Source organism: Bradyrhizobium barranii subsp. apii (assembly GCF_011516635.5).
In the GTDB taxonomy this organism is placed as follows: domain Bacteria; phylum Pseudomonadota; class Alphaproteobacteria; order Rhizobiales; family Xanthobacteraceae; genus Bradyrhizobium; species Bradyrhizobium barranii.
In genome coordinates this window covers 5,083,960-5,110,172 of the sequence record NZ_CP096255.1, presented here as the reverse complement: position 1 = coordinate 5,110,172, position 26,213 = coordinate 5,083,960, and the positions used below count along the sequence as shown (strand labels likewise).

At 64.5% G+C, this 26,213-nt stretch carries 24 protein-coding genes and 1 pseudogene; 15 read left to right on the top strand and 10 right to left on the bottom strand.

Features of this window, described 5'->3' with window-relative positions:
* Positions 1-23: 23 nt before the first annotated feature.
* The gene (locus HAP41_RS24260) at positions 24-242 is read left to right on the top strand and encodes a hypothetical protein (RefSeq protein ID WP_028152106.1); all 219 of its coding nucleotides are present in this window, start codon (positions 24-26) and stop codon (positions 240-242) included.
* Here HAP41_RS24260 and tgt read toward each other — a convergent pair whose 3' ends face one another.
* A complete protein-coding gene (gene tgt / locus HAP41_RS24255) occupies positions 243-1,391 on the bottom strand; it encodes a tRNA guanosine(34) transglycosylase Tgt (protein ID WP_038932997.1) in 1,149 nt (382 codons plus the stop codon).
* A 243-nt stretch (positions 1,392-1,634) separates the two neighbouring features.
* Between tgt and HAP41_RS24250 the strand changes: the two are divergent.
* The 4 genes and pseudogenes from HAP41_RS24250 to HAP41_RS24235 all read left to right on the top strand — a co-directional run bounded on the left by HAP41_RS24250 (position 1,635) and on the right by HAP41_RS24235 (position 5,780).
* Positions 1,635-2,788, top strand: a pseudogene (locus tag HAP41_RS24250) (patatin-like phospholipase family protein).
* A gap of 135 nt (positions 2,789-2,923) precedes the next feature.
* On the top strand, positions 2,924-3,670 hold the full coding sequence (locus tag HAP41_RS24245; RefSeq protein WP_166105815.1) for a TetR/AcrR family transcriptional regulator: 747 nt from the start codon (positions 2,924-2,926) through the stop codon (positions 3,668-3,670).
* A gap of 251 nt (positions 3,671-3,921) precedes the next feature.
* Positions 3,922-4,524 (top strand): PepSY domain-containing protein, encoded by a 603-nt coding sequence (locus HAP41_RS24240; protein ID WP_166105817.1) that lies wholly within the window; start codon positions 3,922-3,924, stop codon positions 4,522-4,524.
* A 218-nt stretch (positions 4,525-4,742) separates the two neighbouring features.
* Positions 4,743-5,780, top strand: coding sequence for an aspartate-semialdehyde dehydrogenase (locus HAP41_RS24235; protein ID WP_166096646.1), 1,038 nt, complete (start codon positions 4,743-4,745; stop codon positions 5,778-5,780).
* Positions 5,781-5,876: 96 nt separating this feature from the next.
* On the opposite strand, the gene queA is transcribed toward HAP41_RS24235, so the two are convergent.
* The 5 genes from queA to coaD all read right to left on the bottom strand — a co-directional run bounded on the left by queA (position 5,877) and on the right by coaD (position 9,085).
* Positions 5,877-6,950, bottom strand: a complete 1,074-nt coding sequence (queA, locus tag HAP41_RS24230; RefSeq protein WP_166096647.1) for a tRNA preQ1(34) S-adenosylmethionine ribosyltransferase-isomerase QueA — start codon at positions 6,948-6,950, stop codon at positions 5,877-5,879.
* A 143-nt stretch (positions 6,951-7,093) separates the two neighbouring features.
* Positions 7,094-7,558, bottom strand: a complete 465-nt coding sequence (locus tag HAP41_RS24225) for a peptidylprolyl isomerase (protein ID WP_071913717.1) — start codon at positions 7,556-7,558, stop codon at positions 7,094-7,096.
* Complete coding sequence (locus tag HAP41_RS24220) at positions 7,555-7,965, bottom strand: UCP034077 family protein (protein ID WP_063983169.1); 411 nt, start codon at positions 7,963-7,965, stop codon at positions 7,555-7,557. Before HAP41_RS24220 ends, HAP41_RS24225 begins: the two co-directional genes overlap by 4 nt.
* Positions 7,966-7,974: 9 nt before the next feature.
* Positions 7,975-8,550 carry a peptidylprolyl isomerase gene (locus HAP41_RS24215; RefSeq protein ID WP_063983168.1) on the bottom strand — a complete coding sequence of 192 codons (576 nt, stop codon included), beginning with the start codon at positions 8,548-8,550 and terminating at the stop codon, positions 7,975-7,977.
* A 37-nt stretch (positions 8,551-8,587) separates the two neighbouring features.
* The gene (gene coaD / locus HAP41_RS24210) at positions 8,588-9,085 is read right to left on the bottom strand and encodes a pantetheine-phosphate adenylyltransferase (RefSeq protein ID WP_085404698.1); all 498 of its coding nucleotides are present in this window, start codon (positions 9,083-9,085) and stop codon (positions 8,588-8,590) included.
* 249 nt (positions 9,086-9,334) lie between these two features.
* Here coaD and HAP41_RS24205 point away from each other — a divergent pair, with 249 nt between their 5' ends.
* The 3 genes from HAP41_RS24205 to HAP41_RS24195 all read left to right on the top strand — a co-directional run bounded on the left by HAP41_RS24205 (position 9,335) and on the right by HAP41_RS24195 (position 12,640).
* Positions 9,335-9,592, top strand: coding sequence for a hypothetical protein (locus HAP41_RS24205; RefSeq protein ID WP_135213706.1), 258 nt, complete (start codon positions 9,335-9,337; stop codon positions 9,590-9,592).
* A gap of 192 nt (positions 9,593-9,784) precedes the next feature.
* Positions 9,785-11,638, top strand: coding sequence for a potassium transporter Kup (locus HAP41_RS24200; RefSeq protein ID WP_166096648.1), 1,854 nt, complete (start codon positions 9,785-9,787; stop codon positions 11,636-11,638).
* A gap of 468 nt (positions 11,639-12,106) precedes the next feature.
* A complete protein-coding gene (locus tag HAP41_RS24195) occupies positions 12,107-12,640 on the top strand; it encodes a TonB-dependent receptor plug domain-containing protein (RefSeq protein WP_248577111.1) in 534 nt (177 codons plus the stop codon).
* On the opposite strand, the gene HAP41_RS24190 is transcribed toward HAP41_RS24195, so the two are convergent.
* Complete coding sequence (locus tag HAP41_RS24190; protein ID WP_248577110.1) at positions 12,641-12,880, bottom strand: hypothetical protein; 240 nt, start codon at positions 12,878-12,880, stop codon at positions 12,641-12,643.
* A gap of 247 nt (positions 12,881-13,127) precedes the next feature.
* Here HAP41_RS24190 and HAP41_RS24185 point away from each other — a divergent pair, with 247 nt between their 5' ends.
* Genes HAP41_RS24185 through HAP41_RS24175 form a run of 3 tightly spaced genes read left to right on the top strand, consistent with a single transcriptional unit; the run spans position 13,128 to position 15,764 of the window.
* Positions 13,128-14,405, top strand: a complete 1,278-nt coding sequence (locus HAP41_RS24185; RefSeq protein WP_349770475.1) for a TonB-dependent siderophore receptor — start codon at positions 13,128-13,130, stop codon at positions 14,403-14,405.
* A gap of 4 nt (positions 14,406-14,409) precedes the next feature.
* A complete protein-coding gene (locus tag HAP41_RS24180; protein ID WP_166096651.1) occupies positions 14,410-15,573 on the top strand; it encodes a PepSY-associated TM helix domain-containing protein in 1,164 nt (387 codons plus the stop codon).
* Positions 15,570-15,764, top strand: a complete 195-nt coding sequence (locus HAP41_RS24175; RefSeq protein WP_166096652.1) for a hypothetical protein — start codon at positions 15,570-15,572, stop codon at positions 15,762-15,764. Before HAP41_RS24180 ends, HAP41_RS24175 begins: the two co-directional genes overlap by 4 nt.
* Positions 15,765-15,852: 88 nt before the next feature.
* On the opposite strand, the gene gyrA is transcribed toward HAP41_RS24175, so the two are convergent.
* From gyrA to HAP41_RS24160, 3 genes are all read right to left on the bottom strand, one after another.
* On the bottom strand, positions 15,853-18,591 hold the full coding sequence (gyrA, locus tag HAP41_RS24170; protein WP_166096653.1) for a DNA gyrase subunit A: 2,739 nt from the start codon (positions 18,589-18,591) through the stop codon (positions 15,853-15,855).
* 168 nt (positions 18,592-18,759) lie between these two features.
* Positions 18,760-19,158, bottom strand: a complete 399-nt coding sequence (locus HAP41_RS24165) for a DUF2306 domain-containing protein (protein ID WP_166096654.1) — start codon at positions 19,156-19,158, stop codon at positions 18,760-18,762.
* A 202-nt stretch (positions 19,159-19,360) separates the two neighbouring features.
* Positions 19,361-19,867, bottom strand: coding sequence for a single-stranded DNA-binding protein (locus HAP41_RS24160; protein WP_166096655.1), 507 nt, complete (start codon positions 19,865-19,867; stop codon positions 19,361-19,363).
* A gap of 449 nt (positions 19,868-20,316) precedes the next feature.
* Here HAP41_RS24160 and HAP41_RS24155 point away from each other — a divergent pair, with 449 nt between their 5' ends.
* The 4 genes from HAP41_RS24155 (at position 20,317) to uvrA (ending at position 26,184) form a co-directional block, all read left to right on the top strand.
* Entirely contained in the window at positions 20,317-21,078 is a 762-nt protein-coding gene (locus HAP41_RS24155) for an outer membrane protein (RefSeq protein ID WP_166096656.1), read from the top strand.
* Between the two features lie 233 nt (positions 21,079-21,311).
* Positions 21,312-22,001, top strand: coding sequence for an outer membrane protein (locus tag HAP41_RS24150; protein ID WP_166096657.1), 690 nt, complete (start codon positions 21,312-21,314; stop codon positions 21,999-22,001).
* 144 nt (positions 22,002-22,145) lie between these two features.
* Positions 22,146-22,901, top strand: a complete 756-nt coding sequence (locus HAP41_RS24145; protein ID WP_166096658.1) for an outer membrane protein — start codon at positions 22,146-22,148, stop codon at positions 22,899-22,901.
* 304 nt (positions 22,902-23,205) lie between these two features.
* Entirely contained in the window at positions 23,206-26,184 is a 2,979-nt protein-coding gene (gene uvrA, locus HAP41_RS24140) for an excinuclease ABC subunit UvrA (RefSeq protein WP_166096661.1), read from the top strand.
* Positions 26,185-26,213 lie beyond the last annotated feature (29 nt).

Sequence of the window (26,213 nt, the reverse complement as noted above, 5' to 3'; positions counted from 1 at the left end):
CTCAAAGCAGAGAGGTCACCACGATGTCAGCAGTCGCTGAAGTGTTGTCGACCGTCGCACATCACCGCGCCCCGCGTTGCAGCGAGTTGCCGACCTGCGCCGTCTGCGCCGACTCGATGGTCGCCGCCGAAGCATCCGCCTACATCTCCGACCATATGATCAGCTATCTCTGGACCTGCGACAATTGCGGCTACGGCTTCGTGACCAAGCACGCCGTCAAGCAGCGGATCGTCTGCAACTGACTAGCGCGGGGCGATGTCGCCCCTCGCCCAGTCCTGGCGCGTACGCTGGTAGAACTCGTCGAACGTCCCGTGTGCGATCGCGTCCCTGATGCCCTGCATCAGGAACTGGTAGTAGGCGATATTGATCTCGGAGAGCAGCATGGCTCCCAGCGTCTCGCCCGCCTTGACGAGATGATGCAGGTAGGCGCGCGCGTAGTTGCGCGCCGACGGCCAGGAACTCTCTTCGTCGAGCGGACGCGGATCGTCGGCGTGGCGCGCGTTGCGCAAATTGACCTGGCCGAAGCGCGTGAAGGCAACGCCATGACGGCCATTGCGCGTCGGCATCACGCAATCGAACATGTCGATGCCGCGCTTGACCGCTTCGAGGATGTCATCGGGCGTGCCGACGCCCATCAGGTAGCGCGGCCGCTCTCTCGGCAGCATCGGTGCGGTCTCGTCGATCATCGCCAGCATGACCGCCTGTGGCTCGCCGACGGCAAGACCGCCGATCGCATAGCCGTGGAAACCGATTGCAACGAGGCCTTCGGCGCTGGCGTGACGAAGCTGCGGCACGTCGCCGCCCTGCACGATACCGAACAGCATGTAGCCGTCCGGCGCACTCTCGAAGGCGCGCTTGCTTCGCTCGGCCCAGCGCAGCGACAGCCGCATCGCCCGTTCGATGTCGTCCCGCTCGGCCGGCAGCCGCACGCATTCGTCCATCTGCATGGCAATGTCGGAGCCTAGGAAGCGCTGCACCTCGATCGAGCGCTCCGGTGACAGCTCGACCTTGGCGCCGTCGATATGCGAACGGAATGTGACGGCGTTCTCGGTGACCTTGCGCAGGTCCGACAGCGACATCACCTGGAAGCCGCCGGAATCCGTCAGCATCGGCCCGTTCCAGCCGGTGAACCGCTGCAGGCCGCCGAGCGCCGAGATCCGCTCGGCGCCGGGACGCAGCATCAGATGATAGGTGTTGCCGAGCACGATGTCGGCGCCGGCCTCGCGCACCTCGCGCCAGTGCATGCCCTTCATGGCGCCGGCGGTTCCGACCGGCATGAAGGCCGGCGTCCGCACCACGCCATGCGGCGTGGTCAGGCGCCCGGTGCGCGCGGCGCCATCGGTGGCGAGCAGCTCGAAGTGATTGGGTAGACCGGTGTCAGGAAGATTCATGGTCGTGCTTATTGCGTGTCGGAAGAGGCTGATCAACCCGCTCGGACCACGCCAGAGCCGGCTTGTGGCTCAGAGCGGGACACATTTGACGCCGACTTGATCGCCCGGCGCGCTTGCCAAACAAAACGATACAGTGTAGTTTTTGCGCGGGGCTGGACGAGATGCCGCGGTGAATTTTGCCGGCGGCAGTATTTGTGTGATCGCCAGCCACCGACAATGCCCTCCGCTTCATGTTCGACCGAAATGTCCGGCCCCTCGCGCGGCTGGATCAGACAGACAGGCGTCCGCCTGACCGGATTCCTGGTTCTGGTATGCAGCTTGGCACTCGGCGCCTGCACCTCCCTGCCCCGCACGCCTATACGGCCGCTGAGGCCAGCACGTCGCGCGTGCTCGATATCGACGGCTTGCGCCGCTACGCCGACGAGCCCGTCACGAAATTCAGCTTCGAGAAGGACACCAGCACCGCGACGAAGTCCTATCTGGCGCTTTCCGGCGGCGGCGCCGATGGCGCCTATGGCGTCGGCGTGCTGAGCGGCTGGACCGCTGCCAGAACCCGTCCCACCTTCTCGGTCGTCTCGGGCGTGAGCACCGGCGGCCTGATCGCGCCCTTTGCGTTCCTCGGCTCGCAGTATGATGACACGCTGAGGGAGGTCTACACCAGCGGCATCGCGGAGAGCCTCCTGAACGATCCCAGCATCATGCGTGTGCTGTTCGGGTCCGGCCTGTTCGGCAACACGCGGCTGCGCGAGCTCGTCGCCCGCTATGTCGGGCCGGAGATCATGGCGCAGGTCGCGCGTGAAAATGCCAAGGGCCGAAAGCTGCTGGTGGTGACCACCGATCTCGACACCCAGCGGACCGCCATCTGGGACATGGGCAAGATCGCAGCGGTCGGAACACCCGAGGCGCTAAAACTGTTTCGCGACGTGATGGCGGCTTCCGCCAGCATTCCCCTGGTGTTTCCGCCCATCATGATCGACGCCGAAGGCCAGGGCCGCAGATTTCAGGAGATGCATGTCGACGGCGGCGTGACCGCGCCGGTGCTGACGCTGCCGGAAGCCCTGCTCTCCCAGGACCGCCTGCCCGGCAACGCGCGGATGAACATCTACATCCTCGTCAACAAGAAGATCGAACGCAATTTCGAGCTCGTGTCCAACAGCACCATCGACGTCGCCTCGCGCAGCCTGTCGTCGATCACCCAGTCGCAGACGCGCTCGATCATCTTCTCGACCTATGATTTCGCCAAGCGCAACAATCTCGGCTTCCACCTCTCCTACATCGCGCGCGATTACCCCGCGCCGCCTTCGGAAGGGTTCGACACCGCCTATATGCGGGCGCTGTATCAGTACGGATACGAGAAGGCTGCCTCCGGCCAGGCCTGGACTTCGAAGCTGCCGTGATCTCTCGTGACGGAACGAGACCGTGCCGAAACCGTTGACGATACGGCCAATTCGGCCAGATTCGCGATGACGCCCCCGCTCCTGCGCGATATAGAGCGAATGACGACGATTAGAAGCGCGCAGGAATCATTGGGCATGGGATTGACTGCGACCAGGACAAAGCCGGCAACGCCACGGCGCGAGGTGCCGAAATCACGCGGCGGCCGCCCGACGAAAACCGCTGCGATCGAGCGCGATCAGCGGCTGATCGAGGTCGCCACCCGCCTGTTCCTGGATCGCGGCTTCGACGCGACCTCGCTCGACGCGGTCGCGGAAGCCGCTCGGGTCAGCAAACCCACCGTCTATTCCCGTTACGGGGACAAGCGCGGCCTGTTTGCCGCCGTGCTGAGGCGCGAAATCGCGCGCTGGCTTGCGCCGCTATCGGCAGCCGCCGAGACGCAGCTCTCCAGCGCCTCGGACATTTCCGTCGAGCAGCGGCTGGTCGAGATCGGGCGCGAGATGCTGACCTTCACCTGCGGGCCCGATGCCGTCGCATTCAGCCGTATGATGACGTCGCAGGCCATCAACTTCCCCGACATCGCCAAGCTCGGCAAGGAGGAAGGCTGGCTGAAGGCCGTCGCCACCACGGCCCGCTTCTTCGACCGTCTGGTGGCGCAGGGCGCACTCGACGTCGACGACACCACGATCGCGGCAGAGGTGTTCCTCGACGTCGTCGTCGGTCACACCCACCGCCTGGCGACGTTCGGCACGGCGCTGGAATTGAAGGCCGCCGAGAAGCGCATGCGCGCGGCGATCAAGCTGTTCCTGGCCGGTGCGCTGGGACCAGCAGACCGCATCCAGAGCCCCGCAAAGGGCACACAGCGGCGGCGCCCGTCCCGCTGACAATTCCGTGAGGTCGCGACGTTTCCCCTTCGACGTTACGCCCGCGTCGTTGACCAAAACAAAACGATACGGTATGGTTTAGTTATAAGCGATACGGACCGCTTTTTCACCAGCCCCAAAGGGGTCCGTACCGCCCAAGATCGCCGTGCCGGGTCCAGCCCGCTGCGACGCTCCGCGGCCGGCCGATGCCCAAGGTCGGCCGCGAATTCTTTACGATCATCCGGCACACTCGCTGGCCGAGGGTTTCGAGCATGACGACAGCCAAACGATTGACCTTGCGATTACTTGCGATCGCCTTGCCCGCGCTGCTTCTTGCCGCGCCGGCGCGGGCGATCGTCACCACGGGCACGCCGACCGCGCTTCACGGCGACACAGATGGTGATGCCGAAGCAGACCGCCAAGCGGTCAGCCGCGAAATCGAACGATTCCGCAGCTCGTCGATCTCGATCGGCCAGGCCATGGCGATTGCGGAAGCCCGTCATGCCGGTGCCACGACGGCGGATGTGAGTTTCGACGGAGCCTCCGGCGTGCCGGTCTACCGGGTGAAGACCCTGCACAACGACCGCATCTGGCGCCACACCATCAACGCCGCAACCGGCGAGTTCGTCGGCGGCGAAGCCGCCCTCCCCCTCGCCGAACTCGATCTCGACGACCGCAGCAACCTCGCAGCGCTCGGTGCCATCAAGCACCGCCTTGCGGATGCCATGCACGTCGCCGAACGTGCGGCATCGGGCAAGGCGATCAGCGGCGGACTGGTGCGCGAACGCGGCCGGCTGAATTTCGCGATCGTCGTCATCAGCGGCGACAACCTCAAGGAGGTCATCCTGGAGCCGCCGGGCGCCCGGGCGAAATAGCGGCGGCCACAATCCCGCCGAAAAGCCATTGACGGGCGCGAAACTCTCCCGCATAAGTCGCCGCCATGTTCACGACCACCAAACGCACGACTAAAACCACCACGGCCTTCGGGGCCCGGGGAGGCGTGCGCGCGTAGGTCGTCGACTTAAACGCAATCCACTCTACCGAAGCTCCGACCTCTGGTCCGGGGCTTTTTTGTTGTCTTCAGCTCAATGCAATGGAGGAGAATGTGAGTAACGATCCCGTCGTCGCGATTGTCGGCGTCACCGGTGCGGTGGGCGCCGAATTCATCGCCACCATGGACAAGCGCGGCTTTCGCGTCGGTAAGCTCAAGGCGCTCGCAAGCGCCCGCTCGGCCGGCAAGACGGTATCGTTCCGCGGGCAGGACGTCGTCATCGAGGAGCTTACCGAGCGCGCCTTCGAGGGCGTCGACATCGCGCTGTTCTCCGCCGGCGGCAGCATCTCCAAGAAGTTCGCGCCTGTAGCGGTCAAGGCCGGCGCCGTCGTGGTCGACAACTCCTCCGCCTTCCGCATGGACCCGAACGTGCCGCTGGTGATCCCCGAGATCAACGCGAACCGCATCCGCGACCACAAGGGCATCATCGCGAACCCGAATTGCGCCGCCATCACCGCGCTGGTGCCGCTCTGGCCGATCCACCAGAAGAACCGCATCAAGCGCGTCATCATCTCGACCTACCAGGCGGCCTCGGGCGCCGGCGCCGCCGCGATGGACGAGCTCGTCGAGTCCACCCGCGCCAATCTCAACAGGCAGGTCTATACGCCCAAGGTGATGCCGCACCCCTACGCCTTCAATCTCTTCAATCACAACACGGCCGTCGACCCTGAAACCGGCTACAACGACGAAGAGACCAAGGTCATCAAGGAAACCCGCAAGATCTTCGAGGACGAGAAGATCGCGATCGGCGTCACCTGCGTCCGCGTACCGGTGCTGCGCGCCCATTGCGAGGCCGTCACCTTCGAATGCGAGAAGCCGATCAGCGAGGACCAGGTCCGTGCCATCATGGCGCAGGCGCCCGGCGTGAAGCTCGTCGACGACCGCGTGAAGAACTACTTCCCGATGCCGATCGACGCGTCGGGCCAGGACGACGTCCTGGTCGGCCGCATCCGCAAGGATCTCAGCGATCCCTCAGGGCATTCGATCTCGATGTTCGTGGCAGCGGACCAGCTGCTCAAGGGCGCCGCGCTGAACGCGGTGCAGATCGCGGAGCTGTTGCCGCAGCGTGTGATGGCGTAACCGGTGTCGTAGGGTGGGCAAAGCGAAGCGTGCCCACCAATCGACCTGAAATATGCGGATAGATGGTGGGCACGGCGCTACGCGCCTTTGCCCACCCTACGGCTCGGCGCGAAACAACAAGCACGCATCCCCGTACGAATAGAACCGATAGCCACTCGCGATCGCGTGCGCATACGCCTGCTGCATCGCTTCGAGCCCGGAGAACGCCGACACCAGCATGAACAGCGTCGACTTCGGCAAATGGAAATTGGTCAGCAGGACATCGACGGCACGGAAGCGATAGCCGGGGGTGATGAAGATCGACGTCTCGGCCGCAAACGGCTGGATGGTGCCGTCCTCGCTGGCCGCGCTTTCGAGCAGCCGCAGTGACGTCGTGCCGACGGCGATGATGCGCCCGCCATTCTGCCGTGCGGTGTTGAGCCGCTCCGCCGTCTCGGCCGAGATCGTCCCCCACTCGGCATGCATCTTGTGGCCTTCGGTGTCGTCCACCTTCACCGGCAGGAACGTCCCTGCCCCGACGTGCAGCGTGACGCGATTGATGCCGACGCCGCGGTCGCGCAGCGCCTGCTCCAGCGCCGGGGTGAAATGCAGGCCCGCGGTGGGAGCCGCGACGGCGCCTTCGTTCGCAGCAAACATGGTCTGGTAGTCCGCGAGGTCCTGATCGTCGGGCGTGCGCTTCGAGGCGATATAGGGCGGCAGCGGCGGGCTGCCGAGATCTTCGATCGCCTGATCCAGCGCCGGGCCGTGAAACGAGAATGACAGTGTCACTTCACCATCGGTGCCCTTGGCCTCGACCTCGGCGTCGAGATGGCCGAGCAGGCAAACCTTGCCCTCGTTGCCGAAGCGGATGCGGTCGCCTGCCACGAGCTTTTTTGCCGGCTTCACCAGTGCCTGCCAGCGCGAGCCGTCGAGGCGCTTGATCAGCGTCGCCTCGATCTTGGGCTCGGTCTCGCGGCCGATGCGGCGGCCCTTGAGCTGCGCCGCAATCACCTTGGTGTCGTTGACGACGAGCTGGTCGCCCGCCTTCAGCCATTGCGGCAGCTCGGAAATGAGCTGGTCGCGCAGCGCGCCGCCTTCCACGACCAGCATCTTCGCGGAGTCGCGCGGGCTCGCCGGGCGCAACGCGATGCGCTCGGCGGGCAGATCGAAATCGAAGAGATCAGTGCGCATGTCGGGCTCAGCGCCACGCAGTCAGACCCTCATGGTGAGGAGGCGCGTCGCGCCGTCTCGAACCATGAAGGCCGAGCTGCAACAGCGGGGCCTTCATCCTTCGAGGCGCGCGTTCCGCGCTCCTCAGGATGAGGGTTGAGCGGTTACTCCGCGTCCGCGGCCATCCGCGCCTTGACGATCTTGTCGGGGTTCTGGACGGGCTCGCCGCGCTTGATCTTGTCGACGTTCTCCATGCCCTCGGTGACCTTGCCCCACACCGTGTACTGGTTGTCGAGGAAGCGGGCGTCGTCGAAGACGATGAAGAACTGGCTGTCGCCGGAATCGGGGCTGGCGGCGCGGGCCATCGAGGTGGTGCCGCGCACATGCGGTTCCTTGTTGAATTCCGCCTTCAGCTTCTTGCCGGAGCCGCCGGTGCCGGTGCCCTGCGGGCAGCCGGTCTGCGCCATGAAGCCCTCGATCACGCGGTGGAACACGATGCCGTCGTAAAAGCCCTCGCGGACCAGTTCCTTGATGCGCGCGACGTGGCCGGGCGCGAGATCGGGCCGCATCTCGATGGTGACGGGGCCCTGCGTGGTCTCGAGGATCAGGGTGTTTTCGGTGACGCTCATGCTCGTCTCTCTTGCGTTGGGGGTGAAGTCTTCCGGTTACGGAACTGGATCGCGAATGGACGTCCCGCGGCGGCGCCGGCCATTGCATCGGTAAATGGCATCGGCGTGCAGCGTTGCAGCGCCTCCATCACGGCGACCCGGTATTGCAGCCGGTCATTGTCGGAGGCCTCCGCGGATTCATAGGTAATCCTCGGATGGCCCAAAATGTTTCCGGCCCGGTTAAAGCTCACGACGACGGTGATGTCGATAGGGCGAGCCTTGCTGGGCGGCGGCGGCTTCCAGCAGGTCCGCAAGTGCTGGAAGATGTCCTGGATGGTGTTGACCTCTGCGTCTCCGGCGGCCGCGCCGGAAACGCCTGAAAGCAGCAGCGCGGCAGCCAGCAGAAGCCTATTGCCATAGCGCGCCATGGCCCCATCCTATTTGATGTCGGAAGCGACCTGGACCTTCACCATCTTGTCGGGATCGGTGACGGCACCGCCGGCCGAACCGGGCGGTGCCTTCTTCAGCTTGTCGACGACGTCCATGCCCTGCACGACCTCGCCGATCACGGTGTACTGGTTGTCGAGGCTGCCGCCGTCCGCGAACATGATGAAGAACTGCGAGTTGGCACTGTCGACGCTGTCGCCGCGCCGCGCCATCCCGACGATGCCGCGGGCGAAATGAACCTTGGAGAATTCCTGTTTCAGGTTCGGATATTTCGAGCCGCCGGTGCCGTTGAATTTCTCGCCGTCGCCGGTCTGGGCCATGAAGCCGTCCATGACGCGATGGAACGGCACGTTGTTGTAATAGCCCTCGCGCGCGAGCTGCTTGATGCGCTCGGCATGCTGAGGCGCAATGTCGGTCCGCAGCTTGATGACGATGCGGCCCTTGGTGGTGTCGATGACGATGGCGTTGGCCTTGTCGAGATTGGCCGGCAATTGCTGCGCCACCGCCGGGACCGCGCTGAAGAGCGCGGCAAAGATCGTGGCAAGAATTGCGAGACGACGGATCATGAGAACTCCGGATCAGGTAGGATGAAGAATTGCGCCGTTATCCGGCGAATTTGGCCTTGAGCAGGTTGGCGACGAGCGGCGGCACGAAGGTCGAGATATCTCCGCCCATGGCCGCGATTTGACGCACCAACGTGCCGGTAATTGGGCGGACGGCCGGAGAGGCCGGCAGGAACACGGTTTGGACGTCGGGCGCCATGGCGCCGTTCATCCCGGCGAGTTGCATCTCGTAGTCGAGGTCGGTGCCATCGCGCAGACCCCGAATCATGACAGTCGCGCCGTGCCTGCGTGCCGCGGTGACCGCAAGATCGTCGTAGGTCACGGCCTCAAGCGTACAGCCGACCTGGGCCGCGACCGGCCCGCAGACGTCATGGAGCATCTTGAGCCGCTCCTCGGTTGAGAACAGCGGCTTCTTGCCGGGATGGACCCCGATCGCGACCACGAGCCGATCGCACAGGGGTACACTGTTCCGGACCACGTCCAGATGGCCGTTGGTGATGGGGTCAAAGGAACCCGGATAGAAGGCGATACGCGGCATGTCCCCGTCCTACCGCGCCCGGCCCGGCCCGGCAAGCCAGACGGGTTCCCTGCCGGTTTTTCGGCGGCGCCGAGTCGGAATTCCCCGAATTGTTTCGTCCTCGGGACGGCCATGAAACAAAACGAAGTGCGAACGAAACCATTTCGGGCGTCCGCGAAGACGTCCGGAAACTGGCCATGGTTACTAATCCACCCAACGAATGACGGGCCGCACAACTGGGCGTAGCGGCCGCATCACAGGGGACCGTCAATGATCAAGACCATCTCGGCCGTCGCTATTGCCGCGTTTGTTGCCGCCGCTCTCACCGTCCTTCCCGGTTTCGCTCCGTCCGTCGAAGCGAGCGTCCCGCAGCCGCTGGCCAAGAGCGACCGCCTCGATATCCGCACCGTCGGCAAGGACTGCTCGCAGCAGGCCTGGCCAAACTTCGAGGCGTCCTGCCTGCGTCAGGCCGGCACCAAGGCCAATATCCGCGAGGCGCGTCTCGTGACCGCCGACCGGACCCCGTAGTCGAACCTGTCAGCTTCGCGTCATATAGACCCCGAGATAAATCCCATGGATATTTGCGACGTCCCGTCGCAGACTGTCTGATATTCGCGCCCGTCGGAATGGCCCGGCGGGCGCGATCCCATCGGGGGGTCGACCTTGTCCAGTACGCCCGCAGTCGTTTCCGGCCATCACCCTGACCCTCTGCCAATTGCCATGACCATGGGCGCCCTCGGGGTGGTCTATGGCGATATCGGCACCAGCCCCCTCTACGCCCTGAAGGAAGCCGCCAAGGCGGCCGCCCATGGCGCTACGCTGACTCCCGACGCTGTCCTGGGCGTTGCCTCGCTGATCCTCTGGGCCCTGCTGCTGATCATCTCGCTGAAATATGCGCTTCTGATCCTGCGCGCGGACAATCGCGGCGAAGGCGGCATCGTCGCGCTGCTGGCGCTGCTCCACGCCCGCCACGCCCAGTCCGGCACCTGGCGCGCGCATCTCCTGGTGGTCGGCCTCGTCGGCGCCGCCCTACTCTATGGCGACGGCGCGATCACCCCGGCCATCTCGGTGCTCTCAGCCATCGAAGGCCTCAAGGTCGATGCGCCCTCGCTCGCGCCGGTCGTCGTGCCCATCACCGTCGCCATCCTGATCGGGCTGTTCATGATCCAGAAGCAGGGCACGGGCTTCATCGGCCGCATCTTCGGGCCGGTGATGCTGGCCTGGTTCTTCGTGCTGGCCGCGCTCGGCGTCCACGGCATCGTCAAGGCCCCGGCCGTGCTCGCGGCACTGAGCCCGCTCTATGCCTTCAACTTCCTGATCCACCAGGACTTCCACATCTCCTTCGCGATCCTCGGCGCCGCCTTCCTGGCGGTGACCGGCGGCGAAGCCATGTACGCCGACATGGGGCATTTCGGCCGCTTCCCGATCCGGCTCGCCTGGTTCGCGATCTGCCTGCCCGCGTTGGTGCTGAACTATTTTGGGCAGGCCGCGCTGCTGATCACCGATCCCGCGATGATCGAGAACCCCTTCTTTCAGCTCTGCCCGGACGCCCTGCACTATCCGCTGGTCGCCTTCTCGGCGCTCGCGACCGTGATCGCCTCGCAGGCGATCATCTCCGGCGTGTTCTCGCTGACCCAGCAATCGATCCAGCTCGGCTTCCTGCCGCGCATGCAGATCCGCCACACCACGAGCCATGCGATGGGCCAGATCTACGTGCCGCTGGTGAACTGGCTGCTCGCTGCCGCAACGCTCGGCGCGGTCCTGAGCTTCGGCACCTCGGAAGCGCTCGCCGGCGCCTACGGCATCGCGGTGTCGCTGCTGATGGCGATCACCACGCTGCTCGCGGCCCTGGTCGCGATCCAGTGGGGCTATTCGCCGTGGATCGTGGTCGCCGTCAACGGCTTCTTCTTCGTGATCGACGTGATCTTCTTCTCGGCCAATTCGATCAAGCTGTTCGAGGGCGGCTGGTTTCCGCTGCTGCTCGCGGCCCTCGTCGCCTTCATGATGCTGACCTGGCGCAGCGGCGTGAAGCTGGTCGAGGCGGCGCGCGCGAAGCTGCGCCAGCCCGAGGAGGACCTGATCGAGACCGCGGTCAACAAGTGCCGCGCCAGACTGCCCGGGACCGCCGTCTTCCTGGCATCCGCGCCGCGCGGCGTGCCGCTGGCGCTGACGCAATTCGTCAAGCACAACCACGTGCTGCATGAGCGCATCGTCCTCGTCACCGTGCTGATCGAGGAATCCCCGCACATCAACGATGAAGACCGTGCCGAGGTGATCGAGATCGTTCCCGGCATCACCCGCGTGGTCCTGCATTACGGTTTCATGCAGAACCCGACGATCTATGCGGGCCTAACGCTCGCCTGCCGCCAGGGCAAGCTGCCCGGCATCGACCTCTCCGACATCACCTACTATGTCGGCCGCGAAACCATCATCCCGAGCGAGGACATTCCGGGCATGTGGGTCTGGCGCGAAGGCCTGTTCGCCTTCCTCCAGCGCAACGCCGAACGCTCCGCCGCGTTCTTCGGCGTGCCAACCAGGCAGGTGGTTGAGTTCGGGACCGAGTTGGAGATCTGATCATCGTGTGGATCGCCCGTTCAGGGCAAGGCAGGATTCGCACCACGCGTCTCGATGAGATGCCGATCACCGACAGGTAGAGCTCGTCACGCCCGCTTACCCGGGAGTGTGCGATATTCGCGCGCACCTCAATCTTGTCTGGCCCATCGCCAGACATACGCAGCAACAAATTCCAATGTTTTGTCGATCAGTTAGCTTCGCTTTTTTAGAAGTTCTAAGAATGTCTCCAATTATGACGTTTCGAGTGATTCAAAATTCGTCCAACTCGACGCTCGCAATGTCGCCATCTAACACGCGCGCGGGTGCGAAGTCGCGTGAGGTCAGAAGGATCATCCCGCCGGCGCGGCGATCGCCGGATGGGGCGCTGACATGGAATGCGATGGACACGGACTGCGTGGTCGTGCGGACTATTTTTTAAGGAACACTTTCAAGAGCACAGCCAGCGCACTCACGCTCGGCTGCTTGCTGATGGCCGTCACGCCGGTGAACGCGCAGAACACTGGCCAATCCGGTGCATCCGCGTTGCCGCCGGTGACGGTCGACGCACCCGTTCAGCGCGCGCAACGTCCGGTCCAGGTCCGGCGCAACGCATCGGCGCGGCGCAGTGCGAGCCAGCGGTCCGCTCAACAGGCCAACCGTTCGACAGTACAGCCGGAGCCTCAAGCGCTGGTGGGAACAGCAGCGCGCGTCAATGCCGGGACGAACGGATCCGTCGCAACGCGCGCCTCGGGCGCGACCAAGACGGATTCACCGATCATGTCGACGCCAGCGTCCATTACCGTCATCACAAGGGAAGAAATGGACGTGCGGCGCGCCCAGAGCGTCCGCGACCTCTTGCGCTACGCGCCAGGAATCTATTTCAGCAACGATACCGATTTCCGCTTTCAGAACGTCAGCGCGCGCGGCTTCAGCCTCGAAACATATCTGGACGGGCTGCGGCTCCAGGGCGGACCGTTCGGTGCGCCGCGGGTCGATCCCTATTTGCTCGAGCGCCCGAGGTGATCACCGGGCCGGCGTCAATTCTCTACGGCGCCGCCTCGCCCGGGCGGCATCCTCAACCTCGTCAGCAAGCGCCCGACTGAAAATCCGTTCGGAGAAGTCTCCCTGCAAACCGGCTCGTTCAACCGGATCCAGGGCGCCTTCGATGTCGGCGGCCCCGTCGACAAGGACAAGACGCTGCTCTACCGCGTCACCGGTATCGGCCTCAACGCCGACACCCAGGTCGACAATATCGGCGAGCAAAGATTTTCGATCGCGCCGGCCTGGACGTGGCGTCCGAGTATCGACACCACCATCACCTTCCTGACGAGCTACCGGCAGGACCCGAAGGGTGGTGCCTTCGCGCTCTTGCCGATCCAGGGCACGCTGGTGCCGGGGACGTTCGGGCAGATCCCGCGCAATTTCTTTGCCGGCGATCTCAACTACGAGACTCTCAAATACAAGCAGGCAACCGCACGAGTTCGAGCATCGTTTCGACGACGTCTTCACGGTGCGCCAGAACGTACGCTACCTGCACAATGAGCTCAGCTATGTCGAGGTGCAGCCCGGCGGGTTCACGACGACGGGCGCGGGCGGCACGCTCCGGCTGGTCGACGGCCGCACGATCAACCGGAGCTACTTCTCGACCAACGAGAACCTCGACACATTCGCTGCCGACAACCAGCTCCAGGCCAAGTTCAACATGGGACCGCTGCAGCACACGGTGCTCGCCGGCCTCGACTACCAGCGGTTCGACTTCAACAATCTCGCCCGCTTCGCGGCCACCAACACGCTCGACATCCTGGCGCCGAACTACACGCAGAACATCGCCGTCCCCACGGCGCTCTTCCAGAACCTCGACCAGCACCTGTCGCAGCGCGGCCTCTACGTCCAGGACGAGGCCAGGCTCGGCCGGCTCACCGTGCTCGGCGGAGTCCGCTACGACTGGGCCGAGGGTAATACCCTGGCGCAGAACACCGGCGTTCGCGTCCTGAACGACGACCAGAAGCCAACCGGCCGCATTGGCGCGATCTACAATTTCGACAGCGGCATTGCGCCCTATGTCAGCTACTCGACTTCGTTCCAGCCGACCTCGGTCGGCACGCTGCTCAACGGTCAGCCGTTCAAGCCGACCACCGGCGAACAGTACGAAGGCGGCGTGAAGTATCAGCCGGTCGGGACCAATCTGACGTTCACGGCCGCGGTCTACGACCTCAAGCAGCAAAACGTCGCAACCGTCATCAGTGGCCCCGGCATTCCCGCCAACACCACGGCGCAGGTCGGCGAGGTCAGCTCGCGCGGGTTCGAAGGGTCCGTCGTCGGCAGCCCCCTGCCCGGCCTGAGCCTGCGCGGGCAGTACTCCTATCTCGACAACCGGATCAGTTCGCCCCAGGACGTCAATTTCGGCAAGCGGCTCGCCAACGTCCCGATGCACACCGCCTCGCTCTGGGCCAACTATCTGGTGCAGGGCGGTCCTGCCACCGGCTTCGGCTTCGGCGGCGGCGTCCGCTACGTCCACGACATGTACACGACCAACGCCAACAATCTGACGGTTCCGACCATCGTGCCGGGCGTCTTCCTGCCCGCCGCCACGGTGCCGGCCAGCACGGTGTTCGATGCGGTGCTGTCCTATGATTTCGGGATGCGGTATCAGCAGTGGAAGGGCCTCAGTGCGGCGGTGAACGTCAACAACGTGTTCGACAAGACCTATGTCTCGTTATGCACGGCCGGCGGCTGCCGCTGGGCGCTGGGGCGCACGGTGCTGGCGACGCTGACCTACCGGTGGTGAGGGGATGACAGCACAGTCAGTCAAATGGTGGTCGCTGGTCCACAAATGGACCAGCCTTGTCTGCACGCTATTCCTCCTGATGCTTTGCATCACCGGGCTGCCGCTGATCTTTCATGACGAGATCGACGAGCTCTTCAAGTCGGAAGCCTCGGCCCGAGAGCTCCCGGCGGATACTCCGCAGGCTCCGTTAAGCCGGCTGGTCGACGCCGCCAAGGCGCGCTATCCGCAGCGCTACCTCCAGGTGCTCGGCTGGGACGACGATCGCGCCAACGTCGTCAACGTATTCCTCTCGGCTACGCCCGAAGCTCCCCCCGGCCAACGTTTCCTGAAGCTGTCATTCGATTCCAGGACCGCGGAACTGATCGGCGAAGACACGCAGCAGGGCGGCCTGATGAGCGCCATCCGCATATTCCACCGCGACATGTTCTTGGGGTTGCCGGGTGAACTGTTTCTCGGCGTCATGGGCCTGTTGTTTGTCATCGCGATCGTTTCCGGCATCGTGCTCTACGCGCCCTTCATGCGCCGGCTCAACTTCGGCACGGTGCGTCGTATCGGCGCGTCGCGGGTCAAATGGCTCGACCTGCACAATCTGATCGGCGGAGTGACTCTCATATGGCTGCTTGCCGTCGGCGTCACCGGTGTCATCAACACGATATCGTTGCCGCTGTTCTCCGCCTGGCGCGCGGAGGTGATGCCGGAGCTGATCGCGCCGCATCTGGGCAAGCCGCCGCTTGCGAAATGGGCCGACGTCGACGACGTCATGGCCGCAGCACGTCGGGCGCTCGACGGCAATACGCCGGCCAGCATCATCGTTCCGACGGTCGCACGGTTCGGGACACCACGGCACTTCATCGTCTGGACCAAGGGCACGACGCCGATCACCTCGCGCCTGTTCACGCCCGCGATGCTCGACGCCGAAACCGGGCAGCTCGTCACCGCGCGTGGCCTGCCGTGGTATCTCAGGGCGTTGCAGGTATCGCGCCCGCTTCATTTCGGGGACTACGGCAGCCTGCCGCTGAAGATCATCTGGGCGCTGTTCGATCTTGCCGCCATCGTCGTGCTTGCCAGCGGCGTCTATCTCTGGCTCGGCAAGCGCAAATCGCCTCGCGTCCCCACGCGCGCTCAGGACGGGCCGCCTGTCGTAGCGACATCCGGGATCCGTCCATGAAGCGCGAGCGCCACACCATGGAGGAGATCTTTCGCTGGCCGCTCCTGCTCGGGGGGCTCATCCTTGTCGGGCTGGCGTCGGCGCTGTTCGGCGACGATGGCTGGGACGCGCTGTCCTGGGCAGCACTGGCAATTCCGCTGGCCGTGCTCGGCTGGAAGGCATCGCGCCAGCCGCATCTTCCAGGATCATAGGCCGGACACCGGTGCGTTGTGCCGTGCCGGACCTATCCGGTTGATTGCAACCGTCAACGGGGACGACACCTGACGGGATCGGCTCGATCTACGAACCGTTCCCGTTCTCGCCATTGCCGCTCTCGGCCTCTTCCGTGATGTGCTCGACCGAGACGACGTGCTCGTCCTCGGCGGTGTCGAACACGATCACGCCCTGGGTCGAGCGGCCGGCGACGCGGATGCCTTCGACCGGGCAGCGGATGAGCTGGCCCTTGTCGGTGACCAGCATGATCTGGTCGGCGTCTTCCACGGGGAAGGAGGCCACCAGATTGCCGTTGCGGTTGTTGACGCTCATGGCGACGATACCTTTGCCGCCACGGCCGGTGGTGCGGTACTCGTAGGACGAGGTCCGCTTGCCGTAGCCGTTGACGGAGACGGTGAGCACGACCTGCTCGGCCGCCGACATCTCGATATAGCGCTCCTGCGGAAGCTGGAAGCTGCCGGAAGTCTCCTCGGCCTCGGCATCCACTGCGGGCTCCTCGGTCGTGGCCTCGCCGGCGACGGCGCGGCGCATCTTCAAATAGGCCGAGCGTTCGTCCGAAGAGGTCTCGACATGGCGCAGGATCGCCAGCGAGATCACTTTGTCGCCCTCGCCGAGCGCAATGCCGCGCACACCCATCGAGGTGCGCCCGGTGAAGACGCGCACGTCGGTGACGGGGAAGCGGATGCACTGGCCGCCGGCGCCGGTCAAAAGCACGTCGTCGTGCTCGGTGCAGATCTGCACGTCCACGATCGCTTCATTCTCATCGAGCTTCATGGCGATGATGCCGGAGCGGCGGACGTCGACGAAGTCGGACAGCTTGTTGCGCCGGACGTTGCCGCCGGTGGTGGCGAACATCACGTCCAGGTTGCCCCAGGTCGATTCATCCTCCGGCAGCGGCATGATGGTGGTGATGCGCTCGCCCTGCTCCAGCGGCAGGATGTTGATCAGCGCCTTGCCGCGCGCGTTCGGCGCGGCCATCGGCAGGCGCCACACCTTCTCCTTGTAGACCTGGCCGCGCGACGAGAAGAACAGCACCGGTGTGTGCGTCGACGCCACGAACAGGCGGCTGACGAAATCCTCGTCGCGGGTCTGCATGCCGGCGCGGCCCTTGCCGCCGCGGCGCTGCGCCCGGTAGGCGGACAGCGGCACGCGCTTGACGTAGCCGGCGTGGGAGACGGTGACGACCATGTCCTCGCGCTGGATCAGGTCCTCGTCCTCGACCTCGCCCTCCTGCTCGATGATCACGGTGCGGCGCGGGGTCGCGAACTCGGCCTTCACCTCGGCGAGCTCGGTCTTGATGATGCCCAGCACGCGGGCGCGCGAGCGCAGGATGTCGAGATAATCGGCGATCTCGCCCGCGAGCTTGTCGAGCTCGTCGCGGATTTCATCACGGCCGAGCGCGGTGAGGCGCTGAAGGCGCAGATCGAGAATGGCCCTCGCCTGCTCCATCGACAGCCGGATCGTGCCGTCCTCGCTAATGCGGTGACGCGGATCGTCGATCAGCGTCAGCATGTCCTCGACGTCCCGTGCCGGCCAGTCGCGCGACATCAGGGTGTCGCGGGCAGTGGTCGGGTCGGGCGAGGTCCGGATGACGCGGATCATCTCGTCGATATTCGCGACCGCGATCGCCAGACCAACCAGGATGTGGGCGCGATCGCGCGCCTTGGCGAGCAGGAACTTGGTGCGACGCGTGACGACCCGCTCGCGGAAGTCGACGAAGATCGCCAGCAGGTCCTTCAGATGCATGATCCGCGGACGGCCGCTGTCGAGCGCCACCATGTTGACGCCGAAGCTCGTCTGCAGCGGCGTGAATCGGTACAGCTGATTCAGCACCACATCCGGCACGGCGTCGCGCTTCAATTCGATGACGACGCGGTAGCCGTCGCGGTCGGATTCATCGCGCAGGTCGCCGATGCCCTCGATCTTCTTTTCCTTGACCAGCTCGGCGATGCGCTCGACCATCGTCGCCTTGTTCACCTGGTAGGGAATCTCGGTGATGATGATCGCCTCGCGCTCCTTGCGGATGGTCTCGATCGCGACCTTGCCGCGCATGACGATGGAGCCGCGGCCGAGGTGGTAGGCGGCGCGGATGCCCGCGCGTCCGAGAATGACGCCGCCGGTCGGGAAATCCGGTCCCGGAACGATGTTGATGAGTTCCTCGATGGTGAGCGCAGGATTGTCGATCAACGCGACGCAGGCGTCGATGACCTCGCCGAGATTGTGCGGCGGGATGTTGGTGGCCATGCCGACCGCGATGCCGCCCGCCCCGTTGACCAGGAGGTTCGGGAACTTGGCCGGCAGGACCGACGGCTCGGTTTCGTTGTTGTCGTAGTTCGGCTGGAAGTCGACGGTGTCCTTGTCGATGTCGGCCAGCAGAGCCAACGCCACCTTCGTCAGTCGCGCTTCGGTGTACCGATAGGCGGCCGGGGGATCGCCGTCGACCGAGCCGAAATTGCCCTGGCCGTCGATGAGCGGCACGCGCATCGAGAAGTCCTGCGCCATCCGGACCATGGCGTCGTAGATCGACTGGTCGCCATGCGGATGATATTTACCGATGACGTCACCGACCACGCGCGCCGACTTGACGTACTTCTTGTCGGGCGTGTGCCCCTGCTCGTTCATCGAGTAGAGGATGCGGCGATGAACCGGCTTCAACCCGTCGCGCGCATCGGGCAGCGCACGCGCCACGATCACGCTCATCGCGTAATCGAGGTAGGACTTCTTCATCTCCTCGTAGATGGAAACGGGACGAATGTCCGAGGGTTGCGCCGGCTGGTCGCCGGGCTTGTTGTCGTCGTCAGCCAAGGGGAAATCCGGTGAGATTTTATCTGGGAATCATATAGCGCATCGCCCCCCTGATAACCACCCTTGCGAGGTCTGGGGAAGCGGTTTTTCCGACTGTTTTTCCAGAGACTTACGAGCTCAGCACCACTGCATCGAGCGAAGCCGGAATGAGCCGCATGGAACCACGTCCTAGGCTCCGAAAATCACCCGGTGCATGATCCGTCCAGGCACGAGCGTGAACAGCCCGGCAATGACGAGCGCGCCGACGAACGTCATGATCATGATGCGCCGGTGATCGGCGACCCGGTGGGTGTGCGCCCGCCACACCGCGAGCGGCAGCATCACCAGCGTGAAGATCGATAGGAGATGGATCGGGCTGAACGGCCCGACCAGGCGGATCTGGTGGATCCAGAACGACGATGCCGCAACGACCGCCATGAGCCCCACCCAGATCCAGCCGATCGTCCGGTGCGGCAGCGTGCCCTTGGGGGCGGCAAACTGAACGAGGCCGAGCACGAAGGCGGCCATGGCGGCAAAGGCGTGCAGCGGGATCGCTGGAGCAGCCTCAAGCAGTGGCGCAACGCTCATGCAGGGCTTTCTCCGATCGACGGCCGACCCATGTGAATAGGATTAACATCAAGTTAATACCATTCACATCACGCCTCGTCAAAGGCTTGAGGCAGCACATGAGGCAAGCCCGCAAAAACCGAGCTTTGCCCGTCAATTGGTAAGGAATCCTGTCGTTTTACGCGAGCAAGGTGACATCAGGGGCGAAGCGCCCCCGCCCGCCTCAGAACGGGATATCGTCGTCCATGTCGCTGTTGCGGCCACCACCACCACCGCCACCACCGGCGGCAACGGCACGGCGCGGCGCGCTGCTGACGGGACCGGAGGAGCCGAAATCGCCGCCCGGCTCGTCGCCGAAGCTGCCGCCTCCACCGCCGCCGCGGCCGTCGAGCATCGTCAGGGTCGAGTTGAAGCCCTGGAGCACGACCTCGGTGGAGTACTTCTCGGCGCCGCTCTGGTCGGTCCATTTGCGGGTCTGGAGCGCGCCCTCGATGTAAACCTTCGCGCCCTTCTTCAGGTACTGCTCGGCGACCTTGCAGAGCCCTTCATTGAAGATCACGACGCGATGCCACTCGGTCTTTTCCTTGCGCTCGCCGCTATTCTTGTCGCGCCAGGTCTCCGAGGTGGCGATGCTCAAATTCGCGATCGGCCGCCCGTCCTGGGTGCGGCGGATTTCGGGATCCTTGCCGAGATTTCCAACCAGAATGACCTTGTTGACGCTTCCCGCCATCGCCGCTCTCCACTCCGAATGCCACTGAATTTTAGAAGGCCCGGGACGCGCCCGCGTCCTCTGCAACCTGTTGACGCGACCCTATACGCTTGCGCGGACGGATCGGCCCGTCACCCCTCCACTTATCCCCACATATAGCACCCCTGGCCGGTTCGTTCCAGATTTGTTCTTATGACACCCCTCACCTTGTTGCGTTGGCAAGACGGCACCGCGATGCACAAAGACGGCCTGCGCCAAATGGAATTTCCCCGAATTCCTGAGGACGGCGAAACAGCTTAACATTCATCAAGTTAGAAGCAGTTCAGATGCCGCCCGACTGTTGCATTCCGGAGACGGACTCCGCCTCCCGCCTAAGCTACGCTTGCTGCGGAATTAGATTCTTATAGGCGTCGCGCCTGATCAGCCGCTTCGGGGACTTCGAAAAGCGGTCAGAAACTGGGGGGACTGCAATGAATAAGATTTTGATTGGTACTATTGGTGCAATCGCGTTGGGGCTGTCGGCTCCCGCAAGCGCGGCAGATCTCGCTGCGCGTCCCTACACCAAGGCTCCAGCACCGATGATCGCGACCATCTACGACTGGAGCGGCTTCTACATCGGTATCAACGGCGGCGGCGGCACCAGCCACAAGTGCTGGGACGTCGATATCGGCGGTGGCGTTCTCGTAGGCGAAGGCTGCCACAACGCGACCGGCGGCACGGTCGGCGGCCAGGTCGGCTACCGCTGGCAGTCAGCCAACGGGGTGTTCGGCTTCGAAGGCCAGGGCAACTGGGCCGATTTCTCGGGTGACAACATCAGTGCGATCAGCGGCCTGCGCGATCGTTCGAAGATCAACGCCTTCGGCCTGATTACCGGTCAGGTCGGTTACGCCTGGAACAACGTCCTAGTCTACGTGAAGGGCGGCGGCGCCGTCGTCAGCGATCGCTACCGCAGCTTCGACGTCGCCAGCGGCCTCGAGTTCGACCGGGCCAACGAGACCCGTTGGGGCGGCACCGTGGGTGCGGGCGTCGAGTTCGGATTCGCCCCGAACTGGACCGTGGGTTTCGAATACGACCACATCTTCCTCGGCAACCGCACCATCGGCTTCACCGGATCCGGCAATTTCGCCCCGCTCGGCGTTGCCACACGCTCCGATCGCATCAGCCAGGACGTCGATATCGGCCTCGTCCGCGTGAACTATCGCTGGGGCGGCCCGATGATCGCAAGATACTGACATCCCTCTGAAATCGCTTGGAGATCAAAGGCCGGCCTCGCGCCGGCCTTTTTGCGTGGGCAACGGGAATTATAGGTCAGTCACCGTTACGTTTTGCGATTATTGTGGCTTTTGGGAGACACAACTTGCGGCTTTGCTCGTGTAAGCACGACATCAGTTGGACCACGGCGTCCGATGTCCTTCCGAACGCACGGAAGGCAAAAACAGAAACCGGGACTGGGATTAGTTTGAAAATGAAGAAGGTTTTGTTGGCTTCGGCCTGTTTGTTCGCTCTCGCTGCTCCGGCTTCGGCCGCTGATCTCGCGGCGCGCCCCTACACCAAGGCTCCGGTGGCGGTGGCCTCGATCTACAACTGGACCGGCTTCTACCTCGGTATCGTCGGCGGCGGCGCCTGGGAAAACGGTTCCGGCGACCCGAAGATGAAGGGTGGCTTCGTCGGCGGCACCGCCGGCTACAACTGGCAGACCGGCAACGTCGTGTTCGGCGTCGAGGCTGATGGTTCCTGGGCTGACGTCAGCGCTTCGGCGACCGGCGCCACTGTTGTTCCCGGATTCGGCGTTGTGACCGCAACGGCGAGCTCGAAGACCGATGCCATGGGCACCGTGCGCGGCCGTATCGGCTACGCCGTCAATCAGGTCCTGTTCTACGGCACCGGCGGCTACGCCTGGATCGACAACAAGATCACCCTCTCCGCTCTCGGCCTGACCGCGTCGGACAGCAAGTGGCACTCCGGCTGGACCGTCGGCGCGGGCGTCGAGGCGTTCTTCGCTCCGCAGTGGTCGGTCAAGGGCGAGTACCTCTATCGCAGCCTCGGCGGCGAGACCTACTTCTCGGGCGCCCTGCCCACCGGCACGCTCAACTTCCACACCGTGCAGGTCGGCGTGAACTATCACTTCGGGGGCCCGGTGGTCGCGAAGTACTGAGCTTCGCTTCCAACGCACCGCGTTACGAAAGGCCGGCCTTGCGCCGGCCTTTTTGTTTTCGCGCGAGGGTGCACCCAACCGTCTTGGAGTCGTGAGGCGCGCGCAAGGCGTCCGCTAATGGCTTTGGCGAGTTGGGGACGTGACATGAAGACGTGGATGCTGGCTGCGGTCAGCCTGTTCGCACTCGGTGCGGTCGCGCCGGCTACCGCCGCCGATCTCCCGATCTACAAGGCGCCGGCGGCCGCCGTTCCCGTCTATGACTGGAGCGGCATCTATGCCGGCATCAACGGCGGCGGCGGCTTGGCCCATGCCTGCTGGGGCGTGACCCGCGCGCTCGGCATCGCTGTCGATCCGGCCGTTGGCGAAGGCTGTCACAATGCGGGCGGTGGCACGGTCGGCGGACAGCTCGGTTATCGCTGGCAGAAGTCGCGTTGGGTGTTCGGCATCGAGGGCCAGGGCAACTGGGCCGACTTCAAGGGCAGCAATGTCAGCGTGGCGCTGCCGCTGTTCACCAACCAGACCAAGATCGACAGCTTCGGCCTGTTCACTGGCCAGATGGGCTACGCCGTCAACAACCTGCTCTTCTATGGCAAGGCCGGCGCCGCGGTGGCGCACGACAAGTACGACACCTTCGTCCCCGGCGTCCCGGCCGCGGTGTTCAACAGCGTCAACCAGACCCGCTGGGGCTACACCATCGGCATCGGCGTGGAATGGGGCTTTGCCGAGAACTGGTCGGTCGGCGGCGAGTACAACCATGTCTTCCTCGGCCATCACAGCGCCGACTTCGCAACGCTCGTCGGCGGCTTCGCCCCGCGCACCGACCGGATCGGCCAGGATATCGACATGGGCCTGATCCGCATCAATTACCGCTGGGGCGGCCCGGTCGTCGCCAAATACTGAGACCAAGCTTCCCTCAGGAACCTCCAAGTCCTGATCATGTGCGGATTGCCCCAAATCCGCATTCAAACGCGAACGAAGGGCTGGCCTCGCGCCGGCCCTTCGCATGTTCCGGGGGCCCTGCTCCTGCCAGATGCCGCCAGCGCGCCAACAATCCGTTGACGATTCGCACACGCCACTGGAAATCCGTCCCCGTTCTTCCTACGTTCGCTGCCATACCCATCGGCGCCGATCCCGGTTCCGGGCGACGCGCGCCTTTTTTGTTGGCGCGATCGCGCACCTTTGGGGTTCCTTGAGGGCAACTCGGATGGATGAAGTGATCAAGGCGAAGCGCCAACAGCAGAACGCGGGATCCAGCCTGCGCGCAATTACGGTTCGTGGCGCGCGCGAGCACAACCTCAAGAATGTCGACGTCGAGATTCCCCGCGACAAGCTGGTGGTGTTCACCGGGCTGTCAGGCTCCGGCAAATCCTCGCTCGCCTTCGACACCATCTATGCGGAGGGCCAGCGCCGCTACGTCGAATCGCTGTCGGCCTATGCGCGCCAGTTCCTGGAGATGATGCAGAAGCCTGATGTCGACCAGATCGACGGCCTGTCGCCGGCGATCTCGATCGAGCAGAAGACGACCTCGAAGAACCCGCGCTCGACCGTCGGCACCGTCACCGAGATCTACGACTACATGCGCCTGCTCTGGGCGCGCGTCGGCGTGCCCTATTCGCCCGCCACGGGTCTGCCGATCGAGAGCCAGACCGTCTCGCAGATGGTCGACCGCGTGCTGGCGCTGCCCGAAGGCACCCGCCTCTATCTGCTCGCCCCGGTCGTGCGCGGCCGCAAGGGCGAGTACCGCAAGGAACTCGCCGAATGGCTCAAGAAGGGTTTTCAGCGCGTCAAGATCGACGGCACCTTCCATGAGCTCGCGGAGGCGCCGACGCTCGACAAGAAATTTCCGCACGACATCGACGTCGTGGTCGACCGCATCGTGGTGCGCGCCGACATCGGCCAGCGCCTCGCCGAAAGCTTTGAGACCGCGCTGAAGCTCGCGGAGGGCCTCGCCGTCGTCGAGTTCGCCGATGCGCCTGCAGCGGCTGCGCCCGTCGAGGAGAAGAAGAAGACCGCAAAAATCCACGACAAGAGCGGGCCTGAGCGCATCCTGTTCTCGGAAAAATTCGCTTGCCCCGTCTCCGGCTTCACGATTCCGGAGATCGAGCCGCGCCTATTCTCGTTCAACAATCCCTACGGCGCCTGCCCGGCCTGCGGCGGCCTCGGCGTCGAGCAGCATGTCGACGAGGACCTCGTCATCCCCGACAAGGAGCTCGCCATCGGCAAGGGCGCGATCGCGCCCTGGGCCAAGTCGTCATCGCCTTACTATATTCAGACGCTGACGGCGCTCGGCAAGCACTACAAGTTCACCCTGACCACCAAATGGAAGGATCTGCCGAAGAAGACGCAGAACGCGATCCTCCTTGGCTCGGGCGAGGACGAGATCAAGTTCTCCTACGAGGACGGCGTCCGCTCCTACGACACCAAGAAGCCGTTCGAGGGCGTCATCACCAACATCAACCGCCGCTATCGCGAGACCGAGAGCGAGTGGGCGCGCGAGGAGCTCGCAAAATATTTCCACGACGTCCCCTGCGAAGGCTGCAAGGGTTTCCGGCTGAAGCCCGAGGCGCTCTGCGTCAAGATCGGCGGCAAGCATATCGGCGAGATCTCGGAGCTGTCGGTCAGGAAGGCCGGCGAATGGTTCGAGACCGTGCCCGAGGCGCTGAACACGCAGCAGAACGAGATCGCCGGCCGCATCCTCAAGGAGATTCGCGAGCGCCTCACCTTCCTGCTCGACGTCGGCCTCAACTACCTCACTCTGTCCCGCTCCTCCGGCACGCTGTCCGGCGGCGAGAGCCAGCGCATCCGCCTCGCCTCGCAGATCGGCTCGGGACTGACTGGCGTGCTCTACGTGCTGGACGAGCCCTCGATCGGCCTGCACCAGCGCGACAACGCCCGCCTGCTCGATACGCTGAAGCGCCTGCGCGACCTCGGCAACACCGTGATCGTGGTCGAGCATGACGAGGACGCGATCCTGCTTGCCGACTACGTCCTCGACATCGGGCCCGGCGCCGGCATGCATGGCGGCAACATCGTCGCCGAAGGCACGCCCGCCGAGATCATGCGCAACCCGAAATCGCTCACCGGCAAATATCTCACCGGCGAGCTCGAGGTCGAGGTGCCGGAGCGGCGCCCGCCGAACCATCGCCGCACCATCAAGGTGGTCAACGCGCGCGGCAACAACCTCAAGAACGTCACGGCCGAGATTCCGCTGGGCCTGTTCACGGCCGTCACCGGCGTCTCCGGCGGCGGCAAGTCGACGCTGCTGATCGACACGCTCTACAAGGCCATCGCCCGCAAGCTGAACAACGCTAGCGAAGGCGCCGCACCCCACGATCGCATCGAGGGCCTCGAGCACATCGACAAGATCATCGACATCGACCAGTCGCCGATCGGCCGCACCCCGCGCTCGAACCCCGCGACCTATACCGGCGCCTTCACGCCGATCCGCGAATGGTTCGCCGGCCTGCCCGAAGCGAAGGCGCGCGGCTACGAGCCCGGCCGCTTCTCCTTCAACGTCAAGGGCGGCCGCTGCGAGGCCTGCCAGGGCGACGGCGTCATCAAGATCGAGATGCACTTCCTGCCCGACGTCTACGTCACCTGCGACGTCTGCAAGGGCAAGCGTTACAACCGCGAGACGCTGGAGGTCCTGTTCAAGGGCAAGAGCATCGCCGACGTGCTCGACATGACCGTCGAGGAAGCCGCCGACTTCTTCAAGGCGGTGCCGCGCGTGCGCGAGACCTTCCAGACCCTGCACCGCGTCGGGCTCGATTACATCCATGTCGGCCAGCAGGCGACGACCCTGTCGGGCGGCGAAGCCCAGCGCGTCAAGCTCGCGAAGGAGCTGTCGAAGCGCGCCACCGGCCGCACGCTCTACATCCTGGACGAGCCGACCACCGGCCTGCACTTCCACGACGTCAAGAAGCTGCTTGAGGTGCTGCACGAGCTCGTCGCACAGGGCAACACGGTCGTCGTCATCGAGCACAATCTCGAAGTCATCAAGACGGCCGACTGGGTCATCGACCTCGGCCCCGAAGGCGGCGACGGCGGCGGCGAGATCGTCGCCTGGGGCCCGCCGGAGGACATCGCGAAAGCGCCGCGGAGCTACACGGGGAAGTTCCTGGAGCCGGTGCTGAAGAAGGCACGGAAGCCGAAGCGGAGGAGCACGAGCGAGGCGGCGGAGTAGAGTTCATTCCGCCTCGTCCGCGGGATCAT